General features: G+C 34.6%; 21 protein-coding genes and 2 tRNA genes. 8 read left to right on the forward strand and 15 right to left on the reverse strand.

From position 1 onward, the window contains the following. Positions 1-16 precede the first annotated feature (16 nt). The 3 genes from ccoN to MODO_RS08175 form a co-directional block, all read right to left on the reverse strand. Positions 17-2,197 carry a cytochrome-c oxidase, cbb3-type subunit I gene (gene ccoN / locus MODO_RS08165; protein WP_006260641.1) on the reverse strand — a complete coding sequence of 727 codons (2,181 nt, stop codon included), beginning with the start codon at positions 2,195-2,197 and terminating at the stop codon, positions 17-19. 6 nt (positions 2,198-2,203) lie between these two features. Then, the gene (gene ccoS, locus MODO_RS08170) at positions 2,204-2,410 is read right to left on the reverse strand and encodes a cbb3-type cytochrome oxidase assembly protein CcoS (protein WP_006257104.1); all 207 of its coding nucleotides are present in this window, start codon (positions 2,408-2,410) and stop codon (positions 2,204-2,206) included. Between the two features lie 76 nt (positions 2,411-2,486). After that, positions 2,487-4,877, reverse strand: coding sequence for a heavy metal translocating P-type ATPase (locus MODO_RS08175; RefSeq protein ID WP_006260640.1), 2,391 nt, complete (start codon positions 4,875-4,877; stop codon positions 2,487-2,489). A 117-nt stretch (positions 4,878-4,994) separates the two neighbouring features. On the opposite strand from MODO_RS08175, the gene MODO_RS08180 reads away from it, so the two are divergent. The 4 genes from MODO_RS08180 to MODO_RS08195 all read left to right on the forward strand — a co-directional run bounded on the left by MODO_RS08180 (position 4,995) and on the right by MODO_RS08195 (position 8,416). Continuing rightward, complete coding sequence (locus MODO_RS08180; protein WP_006257106.1) at positions 4,995-5,678, forward strand: Crp/Fnr family transcriptional regulator; 684 nt, start codon at positions 4,995-4,997, stop codon at positions 5,676-5,678. Between the two features lie 85 nt (positions 5,679-5,763). Beyond that, the gene (locus MODO_RS08185) at positions 5,764-6,786 is read left to right on the forward strand and encodes a DHH family phosphoesterase (RefSeq protein ID WP_006260639.1); all 1,023 of its coding nucleotides are present in this window, start codon (positions 5,764-5,766) and stop codon (positions 6,784-6,786) included. Beyond that, positions 6,779-7,330, forward strand: a complete 552-nt coding sequence (gene gldI / locus MODO_RS08190; protein WP_006257109.1) for a gliding motility-associated peptidyl-prolyl isomerase GldI — start codon at positions 6,779-6,781, stop codon at positions 7,328-7,330. The genes MODO_RS08185 and gldI overlap by 8 nt, the downstream gene beginning before the upstream one ends. Positions 7,331-7,336: 6 nt before the next feature. Beyond that, the gene (locus MODO_RS08195) at positions 7,337-8,416 is read left to right on the forward strand and encodes a peptidylprolyl isomerase (RefSeq protein ID WP_006262988.1); all 1,080 of its coding nucleotides are present in this window, start codon (positions 7,337-7,339) and stop codon (positions 8,414-8,416) included. Positions 8,417-8,624: 208 nt separating this feature from the next. On the opposite strand, the gene secA is transcribed toward MODO_RS08195, so the two are convergent. The 9 genes from secA to rho form a co-directional block, all read right to left on the reverse strand. Continuing rightward, on the reverse strand, positions 8,625-11,726 hold the full coding sequence (secA, locus tag MODO_RS08200; RefSeq protein ID WP_006260638.1) for a preprotein translocase subunit SecA: 3,102 nt from the start codon (positions 11,724-11,726) through the stop codon (positions 8,625-8,627). Between the two features lie 90 nt (positions 11,727-11,816). Then, positions 11,817-12,038, reverse strand: coding sequence for a DUF2795 domain-containing protein (locus MODO_RS08205; RefSeq protein ID WP_002986941.1), 222 nt, complete (start codon positions 12,036-12,038; stop codon positions 11,817-11,819). 134 nt (positions 12,039-12,172) lie between these two features. Further along, the gene (locus MODO_RS08210; protein ID WP_006260637.1) at positions 12,173-12,748 is read right to left on the reverse strand and encodes a cob(I)yrinic acid a,c-diamide adenosyltransferase; all 576 of its coding nucleotides are present in this window, start codon (positions 12,746-12,748) and stop codon (positions 12,173-12,175) included. Between the two features lie 157 nt (positions 12,749-12,905). Beyond that, positions 12,906-13,595, reverse strand: a complete 690-nt coding sequence (locus tag MODO_RS08215) for an ABC transporter ATP-binding protein (protein WP_006260635.1) — start codon at positions 13,593-13,595, stop codon at positions 12,906-12,908. Positions 13,596-13,715: 120 nt separating this feature from the next. Then, complete coding sequence (locus tag MODO_RS08220) at positions 13,716-14,204, reverse strand: hypothetical protein (RefSeq protein ID WP_006260634.1); 489 nt, start codon at positions 14,202-14,204, stop codon at positions 13,716-13,718. A gap of 72 nt (positions 14,205-14,276) precedes the next feature. After that, a tRNA-Arg gene (locus MODO_RS08225) sits at positions 14,277-14,350 on the reverse strand. 52 nt (positions 14,351-14,402) lie between these two features. After that, positions 14,403-14,476, reverse strand: a tRNA-Arg gene (locus MODO_RS08230). A gap of 286 nt (positions 14,477-14,762) precedes the next feature. After that, on the reverse strand, positions 14,763-15,092 hold the full coding sequence (locus MODO_RS08235; protein ID WP_006257115.1) for a hypothetical protein: 330 nt from the start codon (positions 15,090-15,092) through the stop codon (positions 14,763-14,765). Between the two features lie 261 nt (positions 15,093-15,353). Next, complete coding sequence (gene rho, locus MODO_RS08240) at positions 15,354-17,264, reverse strand: transcription termination factor Rho (protein WP_006260632.1); 1,911 nt, start codon at positions 17,262-17,264, stop codon at positions 15,354-15,356. 189 nt (positions 17,265-17,453) lie between these two features. Between rho and MODO_RS08245 the strand changes: the two genes are divergently transcribed. Next, positions 17,454-17,870, forward strand: coding sequence for a DUF4293 domain-containing protein (locus MODO_RS08245; protein WP_006257117.1), 417 nt, complete (start codon positions 17,454-17,456; stop codon positions 17,868-17,870). A gap of 41 nt (positions 17,871-17,911) precedes the next feature. On the opposite strand, the gene MODO_RS08250 is transcribed toward MODO_RS08245, so the two are convergent. After that, positions 17,912-18,424, reverse strand: coding sequence for a metallophosphoesterase family protein (locus MODO_RS08250; RefSeq protein WP_006260631.1), 513 nt, complete (start codon positions 18,422-18,424; stop codon positions 17,912-17,914). 52 nt (positions 18,425-18,476) lie between these two features. Further along, the gene (locus MODO_RS08255) at positions 18,477-19,745 is read right to left on the reverse strand and encodes a M64 family metallopeptidase (RefSeq protein ID WP_006260629.1); all 1,269 of its coding nucleotides are present in this window, start codon (positions 19,743-19,745) and stop codon (positions 18,477-18,479) included. A gap of 545 nt (positions 19,746-20,290) precedes the next feature. Between MODO_RS08255 and truA the strand changes: the two genes are divergently transcribed. The 3 genes from truA (at position 20,291) to lpdA (ending at position 24,506) form a co-directional block, all read left to right on the forward strand. Then, on the forward strand, positions 20,291-21,028 hold the full coding sequence (gene truA / locus MODO_RS08260; RefSeq protein ID WP_006260628.1) for a tRNA pseudouridine(38-40) synthase TruA: 738 nt from the start codon (positions 20,291-20,293) through the stop codon (positions 21,026-21,028). After that, entirely contained in the window at positions 21,025-22,773 is a 1,749-nt protein-coding gene (locus MODO_RS08265) for an ABC transporter ATP-binding protein (RefSeq protein ID WP_006260627.1), read from the forward strand. Before truA ends, MODO_RS08265 begins: the two co-directional genes overlap by 4 nt. A 341-nt stretch (positions 22,774-23,114) precedes the next feature. Continuing rightward, positions 23,115-24,506: a dihydrolipoyl dehydrogenase gene (gene lpdA / locus MODO_RS08270; protein WP_006257123.1), complete on the forward strand. Its 1,392-nt coding sequence runs from the start codon at positions 23,115-23,117 to the stop codon at positions 24,504-24,506. Between the two features lie 149 nt (positions 24,507-24,655). Here the strand turns inward: lpdA and purB are convergent, their stop codons facing one another. Next, positions 24,656-26,005 (reverse strand): adenylosuccinate lyase, encoded by a 1,350-nt coding sequence (gene purB / locus MODO_RS08275; protein ID WP_006260624.1) that lies wholly within the window; start codon positions 26,003-26,005, stop codon positions 24,656-24,658. Positions 26,006-26,353: the final 348 nt, after the last annotated feature.

Here is a 26,353-nt window from a genome sequence, read left to right on the forward strand (position 1 = left end):
ATTCATTTTTAAAATATTATTCTTCTACCTTTTTAATGTCGGTACCTAAACGTTGTAGATAAGCAATCACTGCTACAATCTCACGATCACTCATAGGTATAAACTCTTCACCTTTTGCTTGTGCACGTTTTTTACTATCCTCATATGACTTCACATAATCAGGATCACCTTCTAAGTTCTTAGCAATCTCTTCAGACTGTGCTTTTATAGAAGCCTTCGCGTTAGCAATATCCTCATCTGTATATGGAACTCCTAAAGTTCTCATTACACTCATTTTAGTTTCTATATCTGAGTAATCTGCATTTTTATTAGCAAATAACCATTTATATCCAGGCATGATTGAATTAGGAGATGTTGACTGAGGGTCATACATATGGTTATAATGCCAGCTATCAGAATATTTACCTCCTACTCTAAATAAATCTGGACCTGTTCTCTTAGAACCCCATAAGAATGGGTGATCATAAACATATTCTCCTGACTTAGAGTACTCACCATATCTTTCAACTTCTGAACGGAAAGGACGAATCATTTGTGAGTGACATCCCACACAACCTTCTCTAATATATAAGTCACGACCTTCTAATTCTAAAGGAGTATATGGTTTAACACTTGTAATAGTAGGAATATTTGACTTCACAAATATTGTAGGAACAATCTGTACCAATCCTCCAATTAAAATAGCTACTGTAGTTAAGATAGTAAACTGAATAGGTCTTCTCTCTAAATGAGTATGCCATCCTTCTCCTTTTAATCTACCAGCAGAAATTCGTTGTAATGCAGGTGCTTCAGCTAATTCATCTTGAACTGGTTGACCAGCTTTTACAGTTTTATAGATATTGTAAATCAATACTAATACCCCTGCTAAATACAATGTACCTCCAATAGCACGCATTGCATACATTGGCATAATAGCTGTAACTGTTTCTAAGAAGTTACCATATTTTAAAGTACCATCAGGGTTAAAGTCTTTCCACATTAAGTGTTGAGAGAAACCTGCAACATATAATGGAATAGTATATAAGATAATACCTAATGTACCAATCCAGAAGTGGAAGTTAGCAGCTGCTTTAGAATAAAGCTCTGTTTTAACCATTCTAGGAATTAACCAATACACCATACCAAATGTCATGAATCCGTTCCAAGCTAATGCTCCAACGTGAACGTGAGCTACGATCCAGTCAGTATAGTGAGCAATAGCATTTACGTTTTTAAGAGATAACATTGGTCCTTCAAAAGTAGCCATACCATATCCTGTAATACCTACTACGAAGAATTTTAATACTGGATCAACTCTTACTTTATCCCAAACTCCACGAAGAGTTAAAAGACCGTTGATCATACCTCCCCAAGATGGTGCAATTAACATTACAGAGAACACAACTCCTAAGTTTTGAGCCCATTCTGGTAATGCTGAATACAATAAGTGGTGAGGACCTGCCCAGATGTATAAGAAAATTAAAGACCAGAAGTGAATAATAGATAGTCTATAAGAATAAACTGGTCTATTCGCTGCTTTTGGTAAATAATAATACATTAAACCTAAGAAAGGTGTAGTTAAGAAGAATGCTACTGCATTATGTCCATACCACCACTGCACTAATGCATCTTGTACCCCTGCATAAACAGAGTAAGATTTAAATGCACTTACAGGTAACTCTAATGAGTTAAAGATATGTAATACAGCTACAGTAACAAAAGTCGCTAAGTAGAACCAAATTGCAACATAAATATGACGCTCTCTTCTTTTGATAATCGTCATAATCATATTAACACCGAATGTCACCCAAATCAATGCAATTGCAATATCAATTGGCCATTCTAATTCAGCGTACTCTTTTGATGTTGTAAATCCTAATGGTAAGGTAATTACAGCACCAATTAAAATTAATTGCCATCCGTAAAAGTGAAGATTACTTAAAAAGTCACTGTACATTCTGGCTTTACATAACCTTTGTAAAGAATAGTATATTCCTCCGAAAATTGCGTTACCAACGAACGCAAAAATCACAGCATTAGTATGCAATGGACGCAATCTCCCGAAACTCAACCAAGATATTCCATCTGTTAAGTTAGGAAATATAAACATCACTGCTAAAACTAATCCTACAAGCATCCCGACAGCTCCAAAAAATATTGAAGCATAAAGAAATTTCTTTACAATTTTGTTGTCATAATAAAATTGTTGCACTTCCATAGTTGTTTATATTTGATTTTCTTTTTGTTTATTATCTGTTTTTTTGTCTTTCTTCTCTTTTGAAGTAACTTTTACTTCGTCATCAAAAAGCATACGCACTGAAGGGGTATACGCGTCATCAAACTGACCGCTTTTTACTGACCGTATAAATAAGTATAGAAATATACCAGCTACTACTACACTGATACTAATTAAGAAATATATAACACTCATACCTAATATTTACTTGTCAAAATTAACATTATCTGATGCCTTAAAACATGATAACTATCATATTTGGCTTTTTATCTTAATCTTTCTTTATAATCTTCTTTGCAAAGTAATTACTCATGATCGTTACAAAGCTGATTATAGAAACAGTGCTTATGGGCATTAATATAGCCGCTACTAATGGAGACATTTTATTCATTATAGAAACCGTTATACCAATCACATTATAGCTCAAAGCTAAGATATAACTTAATTTGATAATTTTAACAGATTTCTTTGAATAATTTAAGAATGACTTTAAGCTTTTAAACATTTTAGCATCTAAGATAGCATCACTTGCAGGGGTAAAAACATTAACATTCTCAGAAACAGACACTCCCACATTACTTTGAGCTAATGCTCCTGCATCATTTAATCCATCTCCTACCATCATTACATTCCCGCCATTTTCTTGCAATCTTTTGACATATTCTAATTTCTCTTCTGGCTTCTGATTAAAAACCAACGAAGTAGAACTAGGAAGCAACTTTTCTAACACTTCTTTCTCACCATCATTATCTCCTGAAAGAATAGCTAATTTATATCCGATATTTGTTAAATTATCAAACAATTCTGTAACGCCTTCTCTATAGTGGTTAGCAAATACAAACTTCCCTTTATACTCCCCATTAATTTGGATATGAACTGATGTTTCATTTAACACTTGTTCACTTTGAATCCCTAACAAACTAGGAGATCCTATTAGATAACTATTTTTGTTTATCGTACCCAACAGTCCTTTTCCTGGTATTTCTTCAAATAACTCAGGTTTGACAACCACCTTTGTAGACAAAAAGTTATACAGTTTTCTACTCAAAGGATGATTAGATGCTCTAATAATATTTCTAATATCGCCTTGTTCTTCTTTAGATAACTCCTCTCCGACATACTGTATAGTTGAACTTGCATTAGTAGTAATAGTACCTGTCTTATCAAAAACAATAGTATTCACCTTTGCCATTTGTTCTACGACAGTAACATTTTTTAAATAGAACTTATTTCTACCATAAATACGGATAGCATTACCTAAAGTAAATGGAGCTGTCAACGCTAAGGCACAAGGACAAGCAACGATTAGAATAGCTGTAAACACATTAAAAGCGGCATTTATATCAACAAAAGCCCAACCTATAAAAGCAGATATAGAAATCAGCAATAATACAGGGGTAAAATAATGACTAATCGTATCCGTAATAGTTTTATACTTAATATCCACTTTTTTCTGGAAGACATCATTACTCCATAACTGAGTTAGATAACTTTGAGAAACAGTATTCACTGCCTCTATCTCAATAACGTCTCCCACTTGTTTTCCTCCTGCGAAAACTTTATCTCCTGATTTTTTTTCTACAGGAACAGCTTCACCTGTTACAAAACTATAGTCAATAAAAGCTGATTCTGAAATCAATATTGAATCCACAGGTACTAGTTCTTGGTTACGAATCAGAAGACGATCCCCTTTTACAACCTCATAAACTTGAATAGGTTCTTCTACTCCATCCTCTCCAATCTTAGTAATCGCAATAGGAAAATAGGATTTATAATCTCTTTCAAAAGATAGGAAGTTATAAGTACGTTGCTGAAACAGTTTTCCTAACAACATAAAGAAGACTAACATAGTCATACTATCAAAAAAACCTGGGCCTAAATCAAATATAATATCTATCGTACTTCGAATAAACATCACTATAATTCCTAAAGACATAGGAATGTCTATGGTATAATTTTTTGTTTTAATCCCTTTCCAAGCAGCCAAGTGGTAAGGAGAAGCAGAATAAAAAAATACGGGTAAAGAAATAAGTAATATAAGCCATCTAAAAAAATCCTTATATTCTCTCATCCAGATATCATCAATATTAAAATACTCTGGGAAAGAAAGCATCATAACATTTCCAAAACTAAAAAATGCTATCCCTATTTTATAAATTAAGCTTCTATCTATAGCCTGAGGTTTATCTTCGTAATTTTTTAAACTTATATAAGGTTCGTAACCAATCTTAGTTAATAATAACACTAAGTCTTTTAAAGATACCTTTTCAGAATTAAATGTAATTGTTGCTTTCTTTTCAGGGAAATTAACCAATACTCGAATCACACCGTCATTTAGTCTGTGCAGATTCTCTAATATCCAGATACAAGAACTACAGTGAATATGTGGAATATATAAAGACACTATATTAGTTGACCCTTCATTGAACTCTAGAAGTTTGTTAATAATTTCTGTTTTCTCTAAAAAATCATACTTACCATTAGCTTCTTCTGGAGTAGCACCTGGAGTAGCCTCCATATCGTAATAACAGCTTAAATCATTCTCGCTAAAAATCTCATAAACTGTCTTACATCCATTACAACAAAATTCTTTATCATCGAAGTCAATGCGGTTAAAGGTTGTCACCTCATTACCACAGTGATAACACTTATTTTTATCCATAATTTATTGCTCATTTTACCTATACCAAAGGTCTACGTTTAATAATGGAGAATATATGACATTTATCATAAAAAATCACTATCTTTGTAGAGTTATTTTAACAAAAACTACTTGGTCATGGGCAGATGTGAACAGTGTATTATTAGAGAATTTAGTTCTCTAAAAGCATTAACTAGAGAAGAGCTTTTAACAATATCTGAAACTAAAACTCACTTTATCGTAAAGAAAGGGGAAACCATCTTCAGTGAAGGTGATAACCTTAATGGTGTATTTTGTATCAAGGACGGTTTTTGTAAATTAACAAAACTCAACTCTAATGGTAAAGACACAATTGTTAAGCTTGCTAAGAATGGAGACCTTTTAGGACAACGCTCTATCATTAATGAAGAGACATCTAATCTTACTGCAACAGCGATTGAAGATATGCAAATCTGTTTTATTCCTAAGAAAGAAATGATGGAATACTTCACGGATAACAATAAATTCTCTTTACTTGTAACGAGAGACATCTGTAACCACTTAAAAGATGCAGACAAAGGCTTAGCTGATCACACTCACAAGACAGTTAAAGAGCGTCTTGCTATTATACTTCTAAAACTTGAAGAAGTAGGTGGTATTAATCCAGAAAATAATGCACTGAATATCCAATTATCAAGAGAAGATCTTGCTAATATGGTCGGTACTGCCACAGAAAGCTGTATTCGCTTATTATCAGAGCTTAAAAAGGACGGTATAATAGAATTATCCGGTAAAAAGATTATTCTAAAAGACAAAAACGAACTAAAAGCATTAGCTCAATAATATCATTCATTCTTTAACGTAACTTTTTATCATTTAAACTTAGATATCATTATTTAATATTCTTAAAATAATGTATTTTCGCAACATGATGAATGAAAAATATATAGAGCAACTACAATCTATTTTAAGCTCGCCAAAAAAGATAAGTATTATCCCTCATAGAAATCCTGATGGTGACGCCATTGGCTCTACATTAGGGTTGTACCATATTTTAAAAGCATTAGGACATGACGCATATATTATATCTCCTAATGATTTTCCACACTTCCTTGCCTGGATGCCAGCTAGTGAAAACATTATCATTTTTGATAAAAAAAGAGAATTAGCTAATCAGATTCTTTCTTCTAGTGACTATATCTTCACTTTAGACTTTAATATTCTATTAAGAACAGGGGAGGAAATGGAAAAAGTTCTTGAAAAGATGACTGCTCCATTTGTAATGATAGACCACCACCAAATGCCCGGTGACTATGCTACATTAACCTTCTCTAATCCAGAGTTTGGGTCTACATGCGAACTTCTATACACTATTATACAAGCATTAAAACTAACTCATTTAGTTGATAAAGATGCTGCTACATGTATATACACAGGTATTGTAACTGACTCAGGTTCTTTTAGGTTCCCTAAAACAAATGCCAACACTCACCGTGTTGTAGCAGAATTGATAGACAAAGGAATAGACAACCCTGCTATACACAATGCTTTATTTGACAACAGTAATTACAACAGATTACAATTATTAGGTAAAGCACTCCAAAACATGGTAATCTTGCCAGAATACAATACATCATATATATATCTGACTGATAAAGAACTTAACGAGTTCCAACATCAAAAAGGAGACACAGAAGGTTTTGTTAACTATGGGTTATCAATTAAAGGGATTGACCTAACCTTTTTCTTTATTGAAAGAAAAGATGAAGGCATTGTAAAAATATCACTAAGATCACAAGGCAATATGGACGTGAACCAACTAGCACGTAAATATTTCGAAGGTGGAGGGCATGTAAATGCCGCAGGTGGTAAATCTACACTATCTTTAGAAGATACAATAACTCGATTTACAGACATCATTAAAAAGCATAAAAAAGAATTCTATGTATAAATCTATTCAGTTTCTAAGTATAGCATTATTTGCTGTTTTTGCTACTAGTTGTAATCAAGATAAAGAAGCAAGAAAACCGATATCAAAGTCAAAAGAAAGCATTATACAAAGCTCTGCTTTGAAAAATATGGATATGGTTAAAAGTGAAGAAGAACTCATAAGCCAATACATAGAAACAGATAAAGATAATACATATATCAATTCTAAAAACGGTTTTTGGTACAGCTATCAAGAACGAAAAATACATGACTCTATCAGACCTTCAGAAGGTAATACTGTCATGTACACTTATGAAATAAGCACTTTACAAGACAGTTTATTATATTCTTCTAATGACATCGGAGTACTATCTTATATAGTTGATAAAGAAGACATCCTTCCTATATTAAGACACTCTATCAAGCTCATGAAGAAAAATGAGTCTATCAAAGTACTTAGCCCTTCTATATTAGCATACAGCTATCTAGGCGACAGAAACAAAATAGGTAAAAATCAACCATTAATATTCACTATAGATTTAAAATCAATAGAAAAAAGTAACTAAAATAATATGAAAAAAATGACAAGTTTAATTCTAAGTATTGTAGCATTAGCTGCTTCTTGTACTTCAGCTAAGACAGATTTACCTGATGGTTTATATGCTGATATCAAAACATCAAAAGGTAATATCGTTGTTGAACTAGAATATGAGAAAGCACCAGTAACAGTTGCTAACTTCGTTTCATTAGCAGAAGGTAATAACCCTTTTGTGGACAAACAATATAAAGACAAACCTTATTTTGATGGTATCGCCTTTCACAGAGTAGAACCTAATTTTGTTATACAAGGTGGAGACCCTACAGGTACAGGTTCTGGTGGACCAGGATATGTATTTAAAGACGAATTTGACCCAAGTTTAAAACATGATAAAGCAGGTACTTTATCTATGGCAAACAGCGGTCCTTTTACAAACGGAAGTCAATTCTTTATTACACATAAAGCTACTCCACATTTAGATGGAATGCATTCAGTTTTTGGATATACTGTAAAAGGTCTTGATATAGTTAATGCTATCACTCAAGGAGACAAAATGGAGTCTGTAAAAATCATTAGAGTAGGAAAAGAAGCTAAAAAATTCAACGCAGTCAAAGTGTTTAAAAAATACTTTGAAGACGCTGACAAAGCTAAAAAAGATCAAGCAGACAAAGTAGAAGGTGCCCAAAAAGAATACGCTACTAAATTCGCAGAATTAAAAGCAAAAGCTACTAAAACACACTCAGGTCTATCTTACGTTATCATTAATGAAGGAGAAGGTAAAAAACCTAATATCGGGCAAGATGTAATGATTGACTACGCAGGATTCTTTGAAAACGGACTTATGTTTGATTCAAGTAATGAAGAATTATCTAAGCTATTCGGTACTTTTGATCAAAGAAGAGCTAACGCTAACCAATACATCCCTATCCCTTTTAAATATGGTACTAAAACAGGTTTAATACCAGGTTTCATTGAAGGAATAGAGCAAATGAAAATAGGAGACAAAGCGATTATCTTTATCCCTTCTCATTTAGCTTATGGAGAACGTGGAGTTGGTCCTATCCCTCCTAACACTGATTTAGTTTTCCAATTAGAAATGACTACTGAAAAGTAATATTCCGAGATATTTAAAATTACAAAAAGGATTGACGTACGTCAATCCTTTTTTATTTCCACATACCAGAGCACTCCTTATTTACTCATTTAGCACTGTATAAAACCATTTAATATTCCTAACTACAAAATCTATAGAAACAAAAAAAGACGTGGTTAAAACACGTCTTTTTTATTTCATATATCATCTTATTATGACATATCTATTTTTAAGCTTCAGATACCTCTTCTGCTGGTTGTTCTTGTTGTGGCAAATCTGCTCTAGTCAAGAATGTCATTACCTCTGAATCAATCTCGAAAATAGTCTTTCTAAATAACTCAAATGCTTCGAATTTATAGATCAACAATGGATCTTTTTGCTCATGTACAGCTAACTGTACAGATTGCTTTAATTCATCCATTTTTCTTAAATGCTTCTTCCATGCCTCATCTAGAATAGTCAAAGTAATGTTTTTCTCAAAATCATTAATTAATGACATTCCTTCTGTTGCATAAGCTTCTTCTAAGTTAGTTACGATATTAATCGTTTTAATACCATCTGTAAAAGGAACTACAATACGCTCAAACTGACCTGCATTGTTCTCATAAACATTTTTGATCACTTTAAATGCTTCTGCTGCACTACGTTTACATTTATCTGCATAAGCATTATAAACGATATCGTATTGCTTATTAGCGATAGCAACTACATCACCTTTTGCAAACTCTTCTTCACTAACCACATTGTTCGTACCGAAATTACGGATAATATCAAATTCGTAATTTTTATAGTCACTAGCTAATTTGTTAGTCTCTACAATACGCTCACATAGGTCATACATCATATTCGCGATATCCACTTTAAGACGCTCTCCGAATAAGGCATGCTTTCTACGTTTATAGATTACTTCACGTTGTGCATTCATCACGTCATCATATTCTAATAAACGCTTACGAATACCGAAGTTATTCTCTTCTACTTTTTTCTGAGCTCTTTCGATAGACTTTGTCATCATAGAGTGTTGGATTACTTCTCCATCCTCTAATCCCATTCTGTCCATTAATTTAGCTACACGATCAGATCCGAATAGACGCATTAAGTTATCCTCTAGTGACACATAGAACTGTGAACTACCTGGATCCCCTTGACGACCTGCACGACCTCTTAACTGACGGTCTACACGACGAGAGTCATGGCGCTCAGTACCGATGATAGCAAGACCTCCTAAGTCTTTTACTTCTTGAGAAAGCTTAATATCCGTACCACGACCTGCCATGTTTGTAGCAATAGTTACGATACCTGATTGTCCTGCTTCTTCTACGATTTGAGCCTCTTGTTTATGTAATTTAGCATTCAACACATTGTGTCTAATACCACGCATTTTCAATGATCTACTTAATAACTCAGAAATCTCAACTGATGTTGTACCGATCAATACTGGACGTCCAGCATTTGATAACTCTACCACATCCTCGATTACTGCTTTAAATTTCTCACGTACTGAACGATAAATCTTATCTTCTTTGTCATGACGAGCGATACCTCTATTCGTAGGAATCTCTACAACGTCTAATTTATAAATCTGTAAGAACTCACCTGCTTCTGTAATCGCCGTACCAGTCATACCTCCTAGTTTGTTATACATACGGAAGTAGTTCTGTAATGTAATTGTAGCAAATGTTTGAGTAGCTGCTTCAATTTTCACATTCTCTTTAGCCTCGATAGCTTGGTGTAATCCATCTGAGTAACGACGACCATCCATGATACGTCCCGTTTGCTCATCTACGATCATAATTTTGTTATCCATTACTACATATTCAGTATCTTTTTCGAATAGAGTATAAGCTTTTAATAACTGGCTTAAAGTGTGGATACGCTCACTTTTCACTCCGAAGTCTTGGAACAATACTTCTTTTGCTTCAGCCTCTTCATCCTTAGATAGATTCTGTGCTTCTATCTTAGCGATTTCAACACCAATATCTGGAAGTACGAAGAAGTTTTGATCTGTATCTTTTGATAAGAATTGAATACCTAAATCAGTTAACTGTACTTGATTATTCTTTTCTTCGATCACGAAGTATAACGCCTCATCTACTTTATGCATTTCTCTATTGTTGTCCTGCATATAGTGGTTCTCAGTTTTTTGAAGTAATTGTTTTACTCCTTCTTCACTTAAGAACTTAATTAACGCTTTATTCTTAGGTAAACTTCTATATGCTCTAAACAATAAGAATCCACCTTCTTTAGTATTTCCTTCACGAATTAATTTTTTAGCTTCTGCTAAGAATCCATTAGCTAGCTTTCTTTGCATCTCTACTAAGTTAGCTACTTCTGGTTTTAATTCATTAAATTCATGACGATCTCCTTGTGGTACAGGTCCAGAAATAATCAATGGCGTTCTAGCATCATCAATTAATACAGAATCCACCTCATCCACGATTGCAAAGTTGTGTTTTCTCTGTACTAATTCTTCTGGCGTATGTGCCATATTATCACGTAGGTAGTCAAAACCGAATTCGTTATTTGTACCGTATGTAATATCCGCAGCATAAGCCGCTTTTCTACCTGGAGAGTTTGGTTGGTGATTATCAATACAATCAACAGTCATTCCGTGAAACTCAAACAATGGAGCTTTCCACTGACTATCACGTTTTGCTAAGTAGTCATTCACTGTTACTAAGTGAACTCCATTTCCTGTTAATGCATTTAAGTACAATGGTGAAGTTGCTACTAACGTTTTCCCTTCCCCTGTATGCATCTCTGCAATTTTACCTTGGTGTAATACGATTCCCCCGATTAACTGTACATCATAGTGGATCATATCCCAAGTAACTTGTTTTCCTGCAGCAGACCATGTATTCGCCCAGTGTGCCTTATCATCTACGATAGTTACATAAGGTTTAGTCTCTGCGAAGATTCTATCTTGTTCTGTTGCAGTAACGATTACTGTTTCATTTTCTTTGAATCGACGAGCTGTTTCTTTTACTACAGCGAATGCTTCTGGTAGAATATCCAATAGCAATTTCTCAGAGTTGTTATAAGCCTCTTTTTCTAAGCTATCAATGCTAGCGTAGATAGACTCTCTCTTATCGATATCTTGCGTTTTCTCAATTTCTTCTTTATAAGAAGCGATTTTAGCATCTTGATCTGCTCTAGATTGCTGTATCTTTTCTTTGAAGTAAATTGTTTTCGCTCTTAGTTCATCGTTTGAAAGGCTAGATAAAGCTCCTTCATACGTTTTTATTTTCTCAATTAAAGGCTTGATGTCTTTGATATCTCTTTCTGATTTATCTCCAACAAACACCTTTAATATGCTGTTTATGATACTCATAAATTTATGTGGTTTATTTTTTTATTACTGTCAAATCGTAAAATTAAATAAAAAAAAAGCCTTTTTAGAGGCTTTTTTCTTATCTATATCTTAATACTCATCCTCGTTCCAAAGGTAATCTTCGTCAGTCGGATAGTCTGGCCATATCTCTTCCATTGATTCATAGATTTCTCCCTCATCTTCTATAGATTGAAGGTTTTCTACTACCTCTAGAGGAGCACCTGTTCTAATTGCATAATCAATAAGCTCATCTTTCGTCGCAGGCCATGGAGCATCACTTAGGTAAGATGCTAATTCTAATGTCCAATACATCTCTATTCGTTTTAAATTTTTAATGCAAAAATAATTTTTATTATGAAATTATCAAGCTTTTTTTTATTTATTTCAGCTGTTTTCAAGAACGTAGCTTTTTAAAATCTATAGATTTTAAGAAAAATAACACTTTTTTAGTCTTCTTTTCTTGGAATCCATTTCACTTCTTCAGCCTGTAAATCAAAAGTCAACTTTCGTGCCAACACAAAAAGATAGTCAGAAAGTCGGTTTAAATACTTCAAAACTGACTCGTCTACAGGCTCTGACTCATTCAGACTCACTGACAAACGCTCTGCTCTACGACAAACACACCTTGCGATATGACAATATGACACAGTAGTATGTCCGCCCGGCAAAACGAAATGAGTCATCTGTGGTAATGAATCTTCCATACGATCAATTTCATTTTCTAACAGCTCTATATCAGCCACACTTATTTTTGGAATATTTAGTCTTTCTTTTCCGTTTTTTAAAATTGCTTTCTCTGGATCAGTTGCTAATATAGCTCCCACAGTGAATAATCTATCCTGAATCTCTATCAATACTTTTTTATACAAGGGATTCATCTCTTGATCGCGAATTAAACCGATATACGAATTCAATTCATCTACCGTACCATAACTTTCTATTCTGATGTGATGTTTTGGCACACGTGTACCACCAAATAATGCTGTTGTTCCCTTATCTCCAGTTTTTGTATATACTTTCATAATATTGTCCTTGGTTTAATTAACTCACAAAGTACAACAAAAAAAGAAATGTCTAAAGCTTATTCTCTAACGAAATCTCTATTATTTCTAATCAAAGATCTATTGATATAAGATAAACCTTAATAACACATAAAAATAACTTTCTAAGAACTACGATCTACTTAATACGTTCATCACTCTCTATCACTCCATCTCTAAGTCTGATGATGCGATGTGCATGTGCAGCTATATCTTCTTCATGTGTTACTAGTATAACCGTATTTCCATTCGCATGTATCTCATCGAATAGACTCATAATCTCAACAGAAGTCTTAGTATCTAAATTTCCTGTTGGCTCATCAGCTAATATAATAGCTGGTTTATTCACTAGAGCACGAGCTACAGCTACACGTTGCCTCTGTCCTCCTGAGAGTTGATTAGGATGATGATCTATACGATCACTTAATCCCACCTGATCTAGTACTTCTTTTGCACGCACATTGCGTTCTGCTTTAGAATTACCAGCATATACCATAGGTAGCGCCACATTGTCTAACGCAGTCGTTCTAGGCAATAAATTAAAAGTTTGGAATACAAAACCAATATGCTTATTTCGAATCTCTGCTAATTGATCATCTTTTAGAGAACTAACATCCTTACCATCTAAATAATAACTACCTGAAGTAGGCGTATCTAGACAACCTAAAATATTCATCAAGGTAGACTTACCACTTCCAGAAGGCCCCATTAGAGCAACATAATCTCCTTTTGCTATTTCTAAATTCACACCTTTCAGCACATATACTGTTTCAGATCCCAATTTAAAATCGCGTTTAATATCTTTTACTTGAATAATATGAGTAGACATAATAGATAGTTTAGTTATGCTTTTAGTTCATTATCTTTTCTAATAGTCCGAAAGACTCTTCTAAGATAAATAAATTACTAGAAATAATACATCTACTTACTAACTATCTAACAGAACAAATTACATACGCAGAATAAAATGTTGTTTTAATTGTTCTGATCTAATAAATGCTACACCGTAATAATAGAAATCGATCGTAGCACTGAAGCGCTCATCTAACACAATCTGCTCCCAGAAAACCTCTATTTCTTCTCGTCCCTCTCTTCTATCGATTACAAGGGCGCTATCATTATGCATACGAGTACATACATCAGTTATAGCAATATCGTTAATATTAGACATATAGATCATATCTACTGCTTCAGAAGATTCTTTTAATGATTTAGCACAAGCCACCTCCACAGAGAGTGTCCCATGTACAGCGAGAGACTGGGGCTGATAGTAATTTAGCATGCGCAGTATAAAAGCATCTTTCTTTGCCATTCCTCTCCATCTGCTATCTTTAGGATATAATCCTTTAGTCAATAAATTAAATATAAATGGAGAATGCACCCCATGTTCATTACTTGACTTCCACCAATATCTAAAATAGTTTTCTTTCTTAGCCATCGCATTATAGTAAAGATTCTTCTACAAAAATACATATAAATAAAAAAAGCTTCTCAAATGAGAAGCTTTTAGTGACCGCGGCAGGATTCAAACCTGCAACCTTCTGAGCCGTAATCAGATGCGCTATTCAGTTGCGCCACGCGGCCATTATTCTTTTATTTATTTCTATCACAGTCTTGATTCAAATCAAGACTTTAGTGACCACGGCAGGATTCAAACCTGCAACCTTCTGAGCCGTAATCAGATGCGCTATTCAGTTGCGCCACGTGGCCTATTGCTTAATTGCGAGTGCAAATATAGGACGATATTCCGTAAATACAAACTCAGCAATCAAAAAATATCAATTAATTTTTACCTCTATTTTTTAACTTTCTTACTACTAATCGTTTAATGATCTAAAAAAAAGTAATTTTAACATCTCTTTTATTTGACCTTTTCTACTAAAACCCCAGCTTCTTTCATTTCTCTGGTAATATTTATTTGAATCTATAAGAGAAAAACGCGTCAAAAGTGAGTCTATATCAAATACCACAGACAGTATTAGTGACAACAAAAACTTTAAAAATCTCCTTTAGAGGGAAAATAGTGCAAGAATAATATCGCTGTAATAACGAAAATCATCAAAACAAAATAGAATGGATTACCTGTAAAAAGACCACAGACCAAAAATAACACAGTTGCTACAACTCCTATAAATAAGAAGTCAAAACTCTTTTTATCGATTAAATCATCGTCCCATTCCTCTTCTTCCTCTCTCAACAATTCCTCTTGTTCCCGTTTATACTGAAGATATTCTTCCTTGGTATTAAAACGCTTAATAGAGAAAAACCTTCTAACGATAAAATAGGCTAGTATAGCTACTACTATAAATATTGTTAGTTCATACATAATCTTCTTCTTTTACACCCTATACTCTGACAAAAAACAACTAGATAAAAACCGATACAGCATTCTACTACTATCTTCTCTTTATATCGTCATTTCTTCTGTCATTAAAACTGAGTCAAAGAAACAACTTTTGTTTTATTCTCAAAACATTTAGTATTGAAAATTACGCATTTATATAACAATTAAGAAACTATTTATAAAAAAAAGAGAACATTTATAAATTATAAATGTCCTCTTTTTCAATATACATACAGGTTATTTTTACTTGCTTAATGTTTTTAATACCTCGTCATTATTCGTAGTATTTTTCACATTGTCAATGATAGATGTCATCGCCTCTACAGAGTTCATATCATCTATATATCTTCTAACCATAAGAGCACGCTTAAGCTCCCATTCGTTTAATAATAAATCATCTCTACGTGTACTAGATGAAGTAATGTCTATCGCAGGGAAAATACGTTTATTTGCCAACTTACGATCTAACTGTAACTCCATATTACCAGTACCTTTAAATTCTTCGAAAATCACCTCATCCATTTTAGACCCTGTATCTACTAACGCTGTAGCGATGATACTAAGAGATCCTCCATTTTCTATATTACGAGCCGCTCCGAAGAATCGTTTTGGTTTTTGTAATGCATTAGCATCTACCCCTCCACTTAACACCTTTCCAGATGCTGGCTGTACGGTATTATATGCTCTTGCTAAACGCGTGATAGAGTCTAATAAGATCACTACATCATGACCACACTCTACTAATCTCTTTGCTTTCTCTAATACGATATTAGCTACTTTCACATGTCTCTCTGCTGGTTCGTCGAATGTAGAAGCAATTACCTCAGCATTCACACTACGCTGCATATCTGTCACCTCTTCAGGACGCTCATCTATAAGTAACACGATTAAGTATGCCTCAGGGTGATTAGCTGCAATAGCATTCGCTACCTCTTTTAAAAGAACAGTCTTACCTGTCTTTGGTTGAGCTACGATCATACCACGTTGTCCTTTACCGATAGGAGCAAACATATCCATTAGACGAGTAGAAATAGTACTACTCTTCGCATCTAGATTAAACTTCTCATTCGGAAACAAAGGAGTCAAATGCTCAAAAGACACTCTATCTCTAACAGACTGAGGATCGTGACCATTAATTTTCAACACCTTTACTAATGGGAAGAACTTCTCCCCTTCTTTCGGAGGGCGCACCACTCCTTTTACAGTATCACCAGTCTTAAGACCGAATAATCTAATCTGTGACTGAGATAAATAAATATCATCTGGAGAAGATAAATAGTTGTAATCCGCAGAACGCAAGAATCCATATCCATCAGGCATCATTTCTAATACCCCTTCACTCTCTATAATACCATCAAATTCATAATCAGGTTCTCTGAAATTATTCTTTTTGTTGTTATTATTTCTATTCTGTTGATTGTTATTTCTTTTTTGATTGTCGTTTTCAGACTGTTGAGGAGCAGTATTATCTACAGTAGATATTTCCTCTTTCGCTACAGGCTCTCTATCTGTTGCTGCGGCATTAGTTACTTCAGTAGAAGCATTATTCTTAGGTTGTGACTGTTGCTGACGAGATTTGAAATCACGTTTTTGCCCATCACGTCTATTATTATCAGGTTGTCTCTTTTTGAAATCCCTTCTATTCTCGTTTGTAGAACCTACCTTTTCTTCAGCAGTTGATTCACTTACGGTTTCTTTTTTTTGCTCTTGTTTCGCAGGAGTTTCTTCATTTCTCTGGTGAGTTGTTTTGCGTTGTGTATTATCTGCTAATACACGAGAAGCCTGCTCCACTTTACTCTCTACCTTACCCTCATCCTCATTAGGTTTACCTAGTCTAGGTCTTCTTGATTTCTCAGTAGTAGGAGTTGTATTTTGTTTAACTGTTTTATCTGTTTTTACATCATTGTTAGCCTTATCCACAGCTACTTTTTTAGCTACTGCAGGAGCCTTCTTTTCCTCTAAAGGAGCTTTATCCACAGGTTTAGCTTTTACAGGTGCTTTTTTCTCCTCTGCATTTGTCGCTTGTTGATGTTCTAATATCTGCCCTATAAGTTCGTCTTTTTTCAAAGAAGCCACCTTAGCAATTTTTGCTTTTTTAGCAATCTCCTGAAGATCTGCGACCTTCATTTTTTTTAGTTCGGAAATTTCAAACATATAAATGTTTATAGATTATAAAAATATTGAGTTGTGTAATTTTAAATAAGAATGGAAATTTAAAATAGAATTGCCGTATTATGAAGAACTTACGACAGTACTGATGCAATATTACGAATAAAATTTTATAAACAATAGGTTTTTATAAAAAAGAAACACTATTTTTGTACTTCATACATTTTTACAATTATGTTACAGAGAATACAGACTGTTTATTTGATTCTTGTCTTTATCATTATGGGAGTACTACCTTTTTTCATCCCATTATGGACAAATGGTGCGAATGAACCTATCTATTTCATGATGATGCCTTCATCTACTATCCTATTCGGATTATCTACTGCTCTTACAGTAGTAGCTATTATGGGGTATAAAAATAGAAAGAGACAGTTTGTAATTAATAGATTGAATATAATATCAAACTTTATACTATTAGGATTATTTGTATATCGTGCGCTAACAGTATCTGGAGAAACTGCGGAAGCTATTTCTGAGAAAGGTATTGGGATGTTCCTCCCTATTATTTCTATCCTGTTCCTTGTCTTAGCGAACAGAGCCATTAAGAAGGATGAAGATCTCGTAAAATCTGTGGATCGTTTACGATAAACCTAACATCTTAGTTTATTAGTGCGTTAAAAAAGCCGAACCTATATGAGTTCGGCTTTTTTGTTTTTAGGCCATTCAATAATTTCCATATCCTTTATCGCTCCGTTATCTATCGCAAAACGCAACATCGTACGCACCTGATGAAAACCACTTATACCAGCTGCACCAGGATTTAGATGTAGTACCCCCATCATCTGATCATACTGTACCTTCAGTATATGTGAGTGCCCACAGATATAGATAGCAGGTTTCTCTTGCTTGATTCGCTCTCTTACATTAGCTCTATATTTCCCTGGATATCCACCTATATGGATCATATAGACCTTCATCCCTTCACACTCAAAGAATAACTCTTCAGAAAATTCTAGTCGAGCCTCTTTACCATCTATATTTCCCCATACGCATCTAAGCGGTTTTAGCACCTTTATGGTATCGGTCACTACTAAGTCTCCTATATCTCCTGCATGCCATACCTCATCTGCCTGTCTGACATACTTCAGGATAGACTCATCTATAGTGCCGTGCGTATCTGATAATAATAATATTTTTTTCACCTCTATCTATTTATAATAAGATAGCCTCTCTTAGTGAGAGGCTATACTATGATTACTCTGTATAAAACAAAATTAATTCTTCTATTGCATTCTGACAAACTGGACAGAACTCTGGATACTGATTCGTTTTCATTCTACAGTCTAACGTACCTTTATACACCTTGCGTCCTTCTAGTCCTTCATATACTCCTAGTGGGTATTTCTTACTGTCTTTTTCTAATGTAGGTACTGGAGTTCCCTTTTTAAGCATTTTTTTCCACTTGCTATCGAAGTCTACTAATGTAGTTATATTCTGCTCCCAAGGTTCTGTCTGATTAGAAATTAAATCACTCAACACATCATTAGGGTAAAAATACTCATCTGCTAATCCTGCAAAACTATGCCCAAACTCATGTACTACCACAGGCTTAAAGTCCTTATGTCCTGTAGTCGTCAATGTATAAGAATTATAGATTCCTCCTCCTCCATACACATCTGTATTCGCAAGAATGATAATGTGTTCATAAGGAATACCTGCTAGTACATCGTGTAACTTCTTAATTCTGTTCGTAGTCAAATAACGCTCCGAATAAAAAGTATCAAAATTAGACTCTACAGCTGTCTTTTTCCAATCTCCTTGTCTTGGGACACTTACCCCTGAGTCTTTAGAAGCGCTCTGTACAGCAATAAAATTAAAATTATCAGCAAATTTATCGAAAGGCTTATGCGCTAATAATTGTTCTATAGAAACCTTTACAGCATCCATAAATTTCCCCATTTCTTCTTCTTTAAATCCTTCTGCAACGAATACTACATTGATAGCCTTAGCATTGTCTTTCGCTTTATGTACATATTCATGTTTAGTCACATCCTTAGTTCCCTTAGTATGGATTAATATATCTTTAGGATCTACATGATGTACTAATTTATCTTTTTCTTTTCCATCAGCATCAAATAGGATTAGTTCTATACGCACATTATCTTTCGGAAACGGTACTAAGAATACATTCTCAAAACTCTTGGTATTCTTCTGCGCTTCCTCTGTAGATAACCACTCTTGGAATAGTGTACTGAAGCTATTGGTATAGATTAATGTATTTGTTTGCTCATCGTATACACGTACTTGTCCATTTCCTTTTAAGGCATTCTCTCCTAAGTTATGCGTACGCCCAGCCCATGAAGGCAAAGAAATTAATTCATCTAATAAGATAAATTGTCTCTCGTTATTTCCTCCGAATACATAATCTAGACGCAATGTTTTGTCTTCAAAATATTGATTAAAATCCTGTGCCTGTACATAAGAGCCTATACACAAGCTCAGTAATACTAGTAGTTTTTTCATTATTAATATAGTTAGGTTAATTGGGTTAATTACTTGTCACAACAAGTCAAGTCGTAAAAATAAACATATTTCTAAACTATCTCTTGCTTTTAACGTTGTTTACTTCAGGTCGATTTAATTGACCTCTCTTTAGAACTAATTTTTCTAATATGAGCAACACAAACTTATCAGAACCCTTCCACTAATCCACCGTTCACACTAGAATTATACATATTAAATACATAATTATAACAGATCGAAAAAGGGATTTTTTTTGAGGTGGTCGCATAGTGGTCGGATAGTGATCGCATAGTGGTCGCATAAAAAAGGGCTAAAACTATGCGACCACTATGGCATCAAACCACGATCACTATTCTAGCAATACAGCTCTAAATAAATTAAAATCCGCCTTCTTACTAAATACGAATAGTAATCCGTCTAGCCCTTTCATTTCTTAGTTATTTGTTCTTCTATTCAAAAAATGAGTTCCTAATTTTATAATAACATCAACTACCTAGTCCCGATTTTAAAGTATATTTGCGTTTTACAAAACAAAGAGAATTACATTGAGATACTTTTTAGAATTCGCATATAACGGAACACATTATCACGGATGGCAATTACAACCTGATGCTATATCAGTACAGGAAGTACTGACTAAAGCTATCTCTACTCTACTACGCACCCCTATAGAGCTAGTGGGAGCAGGTAGGACAGATGCTGGAGTACATGCTAAACAGATGTATGCACACTTTGATCACGAGTTACCTTTTGACAAAGATTCTTTAGTACAACGAATGAATTCTTTTTTACCTGAAGACATTGTTATTTATAATATACATACCGTAGCAGATGATGCCCACGCACGCTTCGATGCGACAGCACGTACCTACGAGTATCACATTCATCAATATAAAGATGCGTTTTGTAACGCGGGTAGCTACTACCACTTTAGACCGCTGAATGTAGAATTAATGAATCAAGCTGCTCAAATCTTATTTGAGTATGAAGACTTCGAATGTTTCTCTAAGACACATACAGATGTATTCACCTTCAATTGTACTATTTATAAAGCACATTGGGATATTCTACCTGATAACAGACTAGTATTTACCATCTCTGCTAATCGCTTCCTGCGCAATATGGTCAGAGCGATAGTGGGTACCTTAGTCAATGTAGGACATGAAAAAATAACACTAGATGACTTCAGAACGATAATAGAAAGTAAAGACAGAGGCAAAGCTGGCTTTTCTGTACCTGGAAAAGGTCTTTATTTAACTCAAGTTAGTTACCCTTATTTATGAAAAAACTAAAATCATTATCTCTACAGAAATTATTACAATATACTAAGCCGTATCAAAAACGATTTAATTGGGTAGTTGTATTTGCGATTTCCCTTTCTATATTCGCTGCCATACGTCCGTATATGCTAAAAATAACTGTAGATGAATACGTACAGAAACAAGATCAATCTGGGCTACTACTCTACATCCTACTGATGGGATTAGTACTCGTACTAGAAGTATCTTCACAATTCTTCTTTACCTATTGGGCGAACTGGTTAGGACAGGATATCGTAAAAGACATTCGAGAGAAACTATTTGATAAAATTATCAACTTCAGAATGCGTTATTTCGATAACGAACCCGTAGGAAAATTAGTGACACGTGCAGTATCTGATATAGAATCTATCGCTAGTATCTTCAGTCAAGGGCTCTTTATGATTGTCAGTGACTTACTAAAGATGTTCGTGGTACTGTGCATTATGTTCTATATGAACTGGAAGTTGAGCTGTATCGTATTGATAGCTATGCCTATTCTATTATATGCTACTCGTGAGTTCCAACGACACATGAAAACTGCGTTCCAAGAAGTACGTACACAGATATCTAATCTAAATACATTCGTACAAGAGAGATTAACAGGAATGAAGATCGTACAACTCTTTACGAGAGAAGAAATAGAATACGAAAAATTCAAAGAGATTAACCATAAACACAATGTGGCTTGGCTAAAGAATATTCTGTATAACTCTATCTTCTTTCCGATAGCGGATATCGTATCTTCTCTTACACTTGGTTTTGTGATTTGGTATGGAGGGATGTCTATCGTACAAGGAGACAACCTTACTTCTTTCGGAGATTTATTCGCCTATACGATGTTAATCACCATGCTATTTAACCCATTGAGACAGATAGCTGATAAGTTCAATGTCATGCAAATGGGGATTATCGCAGCAGAGCGTGTATTCGAAGTATTAGAAACAGAAGAACAGATAGACGATAGCGGTACAGTCACTGCCCCACAGTTTAATGGTAAAATAGAACTAAAAGCTGTTCGCTTTAGTTATATCGAAGGAACAGAAGTACTAAAAGGGATTAACCTAGATATAGCTGCTGGTAGCACCATTGCGATCGTGGGAAGTTCTGGTGCAGGTAAGTCTACTATCATCAATCTATTAAATAGATTCTACGATATAGACAGTGGTACGATCTGTATCGATGGTGTCAATATCAATGAATACAAACTAGCTACACTGCGCAAACAAGTAGCAGTGGTACTTCAGGATGTATTCTTATTTAGTGACACAATATACAATAATATCACGCTACATGATGAGAGTATCACAAGAGAGACTGTCATCGAAGCTGCTAAGAAAATAGGGATACACGACTTCATCTTACAACTCCCTGGTGGATATGATTATAATGTGAAGGAACGCGGTGTCATGCTATCATCTGGACAGCGTCAGTTGATCGCTTTCTTACGTGCGTATGTTAGTAATCCTAGTATTCTGATACTAGATGAAGCTACCTCTTCTATCGATACACATTCAGAAGAATTACTACAGAAAGCGACTGACTATCTAACTAAAGATAGAACGTCTATCATTATAGCACACCGATTAGCAACGATAGTAAACGCTGATCAAATTATCGTAATGGATAAAGGTAAAATAGTAGAAAAAGGAACTCATAAAGACCTATTAGAAATCCAAAACGGATACTATAAAAACCTACACGAGTCACAGTTTAACAAACAAATATAGCTCAATATACAGAAGCGATAGATCCATATCTATCGCTTTTTTATTGTTCATTATAAAGATGGTTTCTCTACCTAAAATGAATTAGACGAAAACTTCCGAAGAGTAGAAATACTTTTGTTCTAAAATTTCAATATTTTTTAGTACGCTATTCTCTCCTAGTTTTTTAAAAGATTATCAACAATATTGCCTTTTTGATAATAATTGTCACGTCTTAATAGCCAAATAAGCCACACTCCTTGCAATTACCTTAGTTACAGCCTATCAACTTTTCGTATTGAAAGTTTCAATAACAGAAATAAATGATTATTTTCGTAGCATAAAATATAGAAATATATAGATATATGAAATTCGATATTATTGTTTTAGGAAGTGGCCCTGGAGGTTACGTTACTGCGATTAGAGCTTCTCAGTTAGGTTTTAAAGTTGCAGTTGTTGAAAAAGAAAATTTAGGAGGTATCTGCTTAAACTGGGGATGTATCCCAACGAAAGCTCTTCTTAAATCGGCACAGGTATTTGAATACCTTAAACACGCTTCTGACTACGGATTGACTATCAATGGTGATGTAGATAAAGATTTCAATGCTGTTATCGCACGTTCTCGTAACGTAGCTGAAGGAATGAGCAAAGGAGTTCAATTCTTAATGAAAAAGAATAAGATCGAAGTTATCGACGGATTCGGAAAAGTAAAACCAGGTAAGAAAGTAGACGTTACTGACAAAGATGGAAAAGTAACTGAACTATCTGCTGACCATATTATCATCGCTACAGGTGCTCGTTCTAGAGAGTTACCTAACTTACCTCAAGATGGTAAAAAAGTAATCGGATACAGACAAGCATTAACATTACCTCAACAACCAAAGAAAATGATTGTTGTTGGTTCTGGAGCTATTGGAGTTGAGTTCGCTTACTTCTATAAATCAATGGGTACTGATGTAACTATTGTTGAGTTTATGCCAAATATCGTTCCTGTAGAGGATGAAGATATCTCAAAACAATTTGAGCGTTCTTTAAAGAAAAACGGTATCAACATTATGACTAACTCTTCTGTAGAGCGTATCGACACTACAGGTGAAGGAGTAAAAGCATATGTAAAAACAGCTAAAGGTGAAGAGGTATTAGAAGCTGATATCTTATTATCTGCTGTAGGTATCAAAACGAATATCGAGAACATCGGATTAGAAGAAGTAGGTATTGCTACAGATAGAGATAAAATCTTAGTAAACGACTTCTACCAAACTAACGTACCTGGATACTATGCTATCGGTGACGTAGTACCTGGACAAGCGTTAGCTCACGTGGCTTCTGCTGAAGGTATCTTATGTGTTGAGAAAATCGCTGGACACCATGTAGAGCCATTAGATTACGGAAATATCCCAGGATGTACTTATGCTACTCCAGAGATCGCTTCTGTAGGTATGACTGAGGCTAAAGCGAAAGAGGCTGGTTATGAACTTAAAGTAGGTAAATTCCCATTCTCTGCATCTGGAAAAGCAAAAGCTGCTGGTACTCCTGATGGATTCGTTAAAGTTATCTTTGATGCTAAATACGGTGAGTGGTTAGGATGCCACATGATCGGAGCTGGTGTTACAGATATGATCGCTGAGGCTGTAGTTGCTCGTAAATTAGAAACTACTGGATACGAAATCCTTAAAGCTGTTCACCCACACCCTACTATGAGTGAGGCTGTGATGGAAGCTGTAGCTGATGCTTACGGTGAAGTAATCCACTTATAAGAATTAGATTATTCAATATATAGAAACGGGCTGCCTTAGAGTAGCCCGTTTTTTATTTATCTATTCTAAAAATAGTGTTCTAATCATGAAATAAAAAAGCGAGCCCTTCTTTCGAAAGACTCGCTTATTCATTTTATTATAAATTCTTATTACAGAATATCTACTCCTAAATAATTAGCTGGTGTGATTGCTTTAAGTTCAGTTTTAATCGCATCAGATACATTTAATGTCTCGATGAAATTATGCATTGATTCTTTATTAATCACTGTATTCGTTCTAGTCAAATCTTTTAATGCTTCATACGGATTAGGGTATCCTTCTCTTCTTAGAATAGTCTGAATAGCTTCTGCTACTACAGCCCAGTTATTCTCTAAGTCTTGAGCAAACTTATCTGCATTCAGCAATAACTTATTCAATCCTTTTAATGTAGACTCAAATGCAATAAGCGTATGTCCAAAAGGTACTCCTACATTACGCAACACTGTACTGTCTGTCAAGTCACGTTGAAGACGTGATATCGGTAACTTAGCAGCTAAATGTTCAAAGATCGCATTAGCAATACCTAAGTTTCCTTCTGAATTTTCGAAGTCAATAGGATTCACTTTATGAGGCATAGCCGAAGAACCTATCTCTCCTGCCTTAATCTTCTGTTTAAAGTAATCCATCGATACATACGTCCAGATATCTCTATCTAAGTCTATCAGTATCGTGTTTATACGTTTTAATCCATCGAAGAATGCTGCGAAGTGATCATAGTGCTCTATCTGTGTAGTCGGGAAAGAATGCTTAAGCCCTAAAGTCAATTCTACGAAGTCAGTTCCAAACTGTTTCCAATCTTGTTTTGGGTAAGCTACATGGTGTGCATTAAAGTTACCTGTAGCACCACCAAATTTAGCAGCAAAAGGTACTTGCTCTAATAATGCTAACTGCTGTTCTAAACGCTCCACGAATACGTAAATCTCTTTACCTAGACGTGTAGGAGAAGCAGGCTGACCATGCGTACGTGCCAACATAGGTACATCCTTCCACTCTATGCTCAGCTCTTTTAATCTATTGATAACAGTTAGTAAAGATGGTTTATATACATCCTCATACGCTTCTTTAGTCAATAAAGGTATAGAGGTGTTATTAATATCCTGAGAAGTTAGTCCAAAGTGAATAAACTCTTTATACTCTTCTAACTTTAAAATGTCAAATGCGCTTTTCAGAAAGTACTCTACTGCTTTCACATCGTGATTCGTAGTTTTCTCCATCTCCTTGATCCACAAAGCATCTTCTGTGGTAAACTCTTGATACAGTTTACGCAATTCAGGAAAGATAGAACTTGGGACATTGGCTAATTGAGGGACATTGTGCTCGCATAGAGAAATAAAGTACTCTACTTCTACTAATACTCTGTACTTGATTAATGCTTCTTCTGAGAAATAATTAGCTAGTGCATTGGTCTTACCTCTATAACGCCCATCGATAGGCGAAATAGCATTTAATTCTGTTAGCATATTTTAGATTGTGTTGTTAAGACACAAAGATAAAGCATTCGATACAGAATCAAAGTATCTTAAATAAAAAAGATAGTTGATAGTAGGTTTGTTTTTTTGTGATGGTGTTTTTTTGTGATGGTGTTTTTCTGTAGTTTGCTTACAGCATAGAGTAATGGAAATTAGAGATATGATTAATTGACAGTTGAAGGGTTACAGCTCACGGTTTCACAACTTCACGATTTCACAATTTCACAACTTCACGATTTCACAACTTCACAAAAAGACAACTTCATAGAAACAAAAAAAGATAGCTCATTAGAACTATCTTTTTCTTTATATATTCAGAGCTATAAGCTTTCAGAAATC

The sequence above is a fragment of the Myroides odoratimimus genome (assembly GCF_001485415.1).
In the GTDB taxonomy this organism is placed as follows: domain Bacteria; phylum Bacteroidota; class Bacteroidia; order Flavobacteriales; family Flavobacteriaceae; genus Flavobacterium; species Flavobacterium odoratimimum.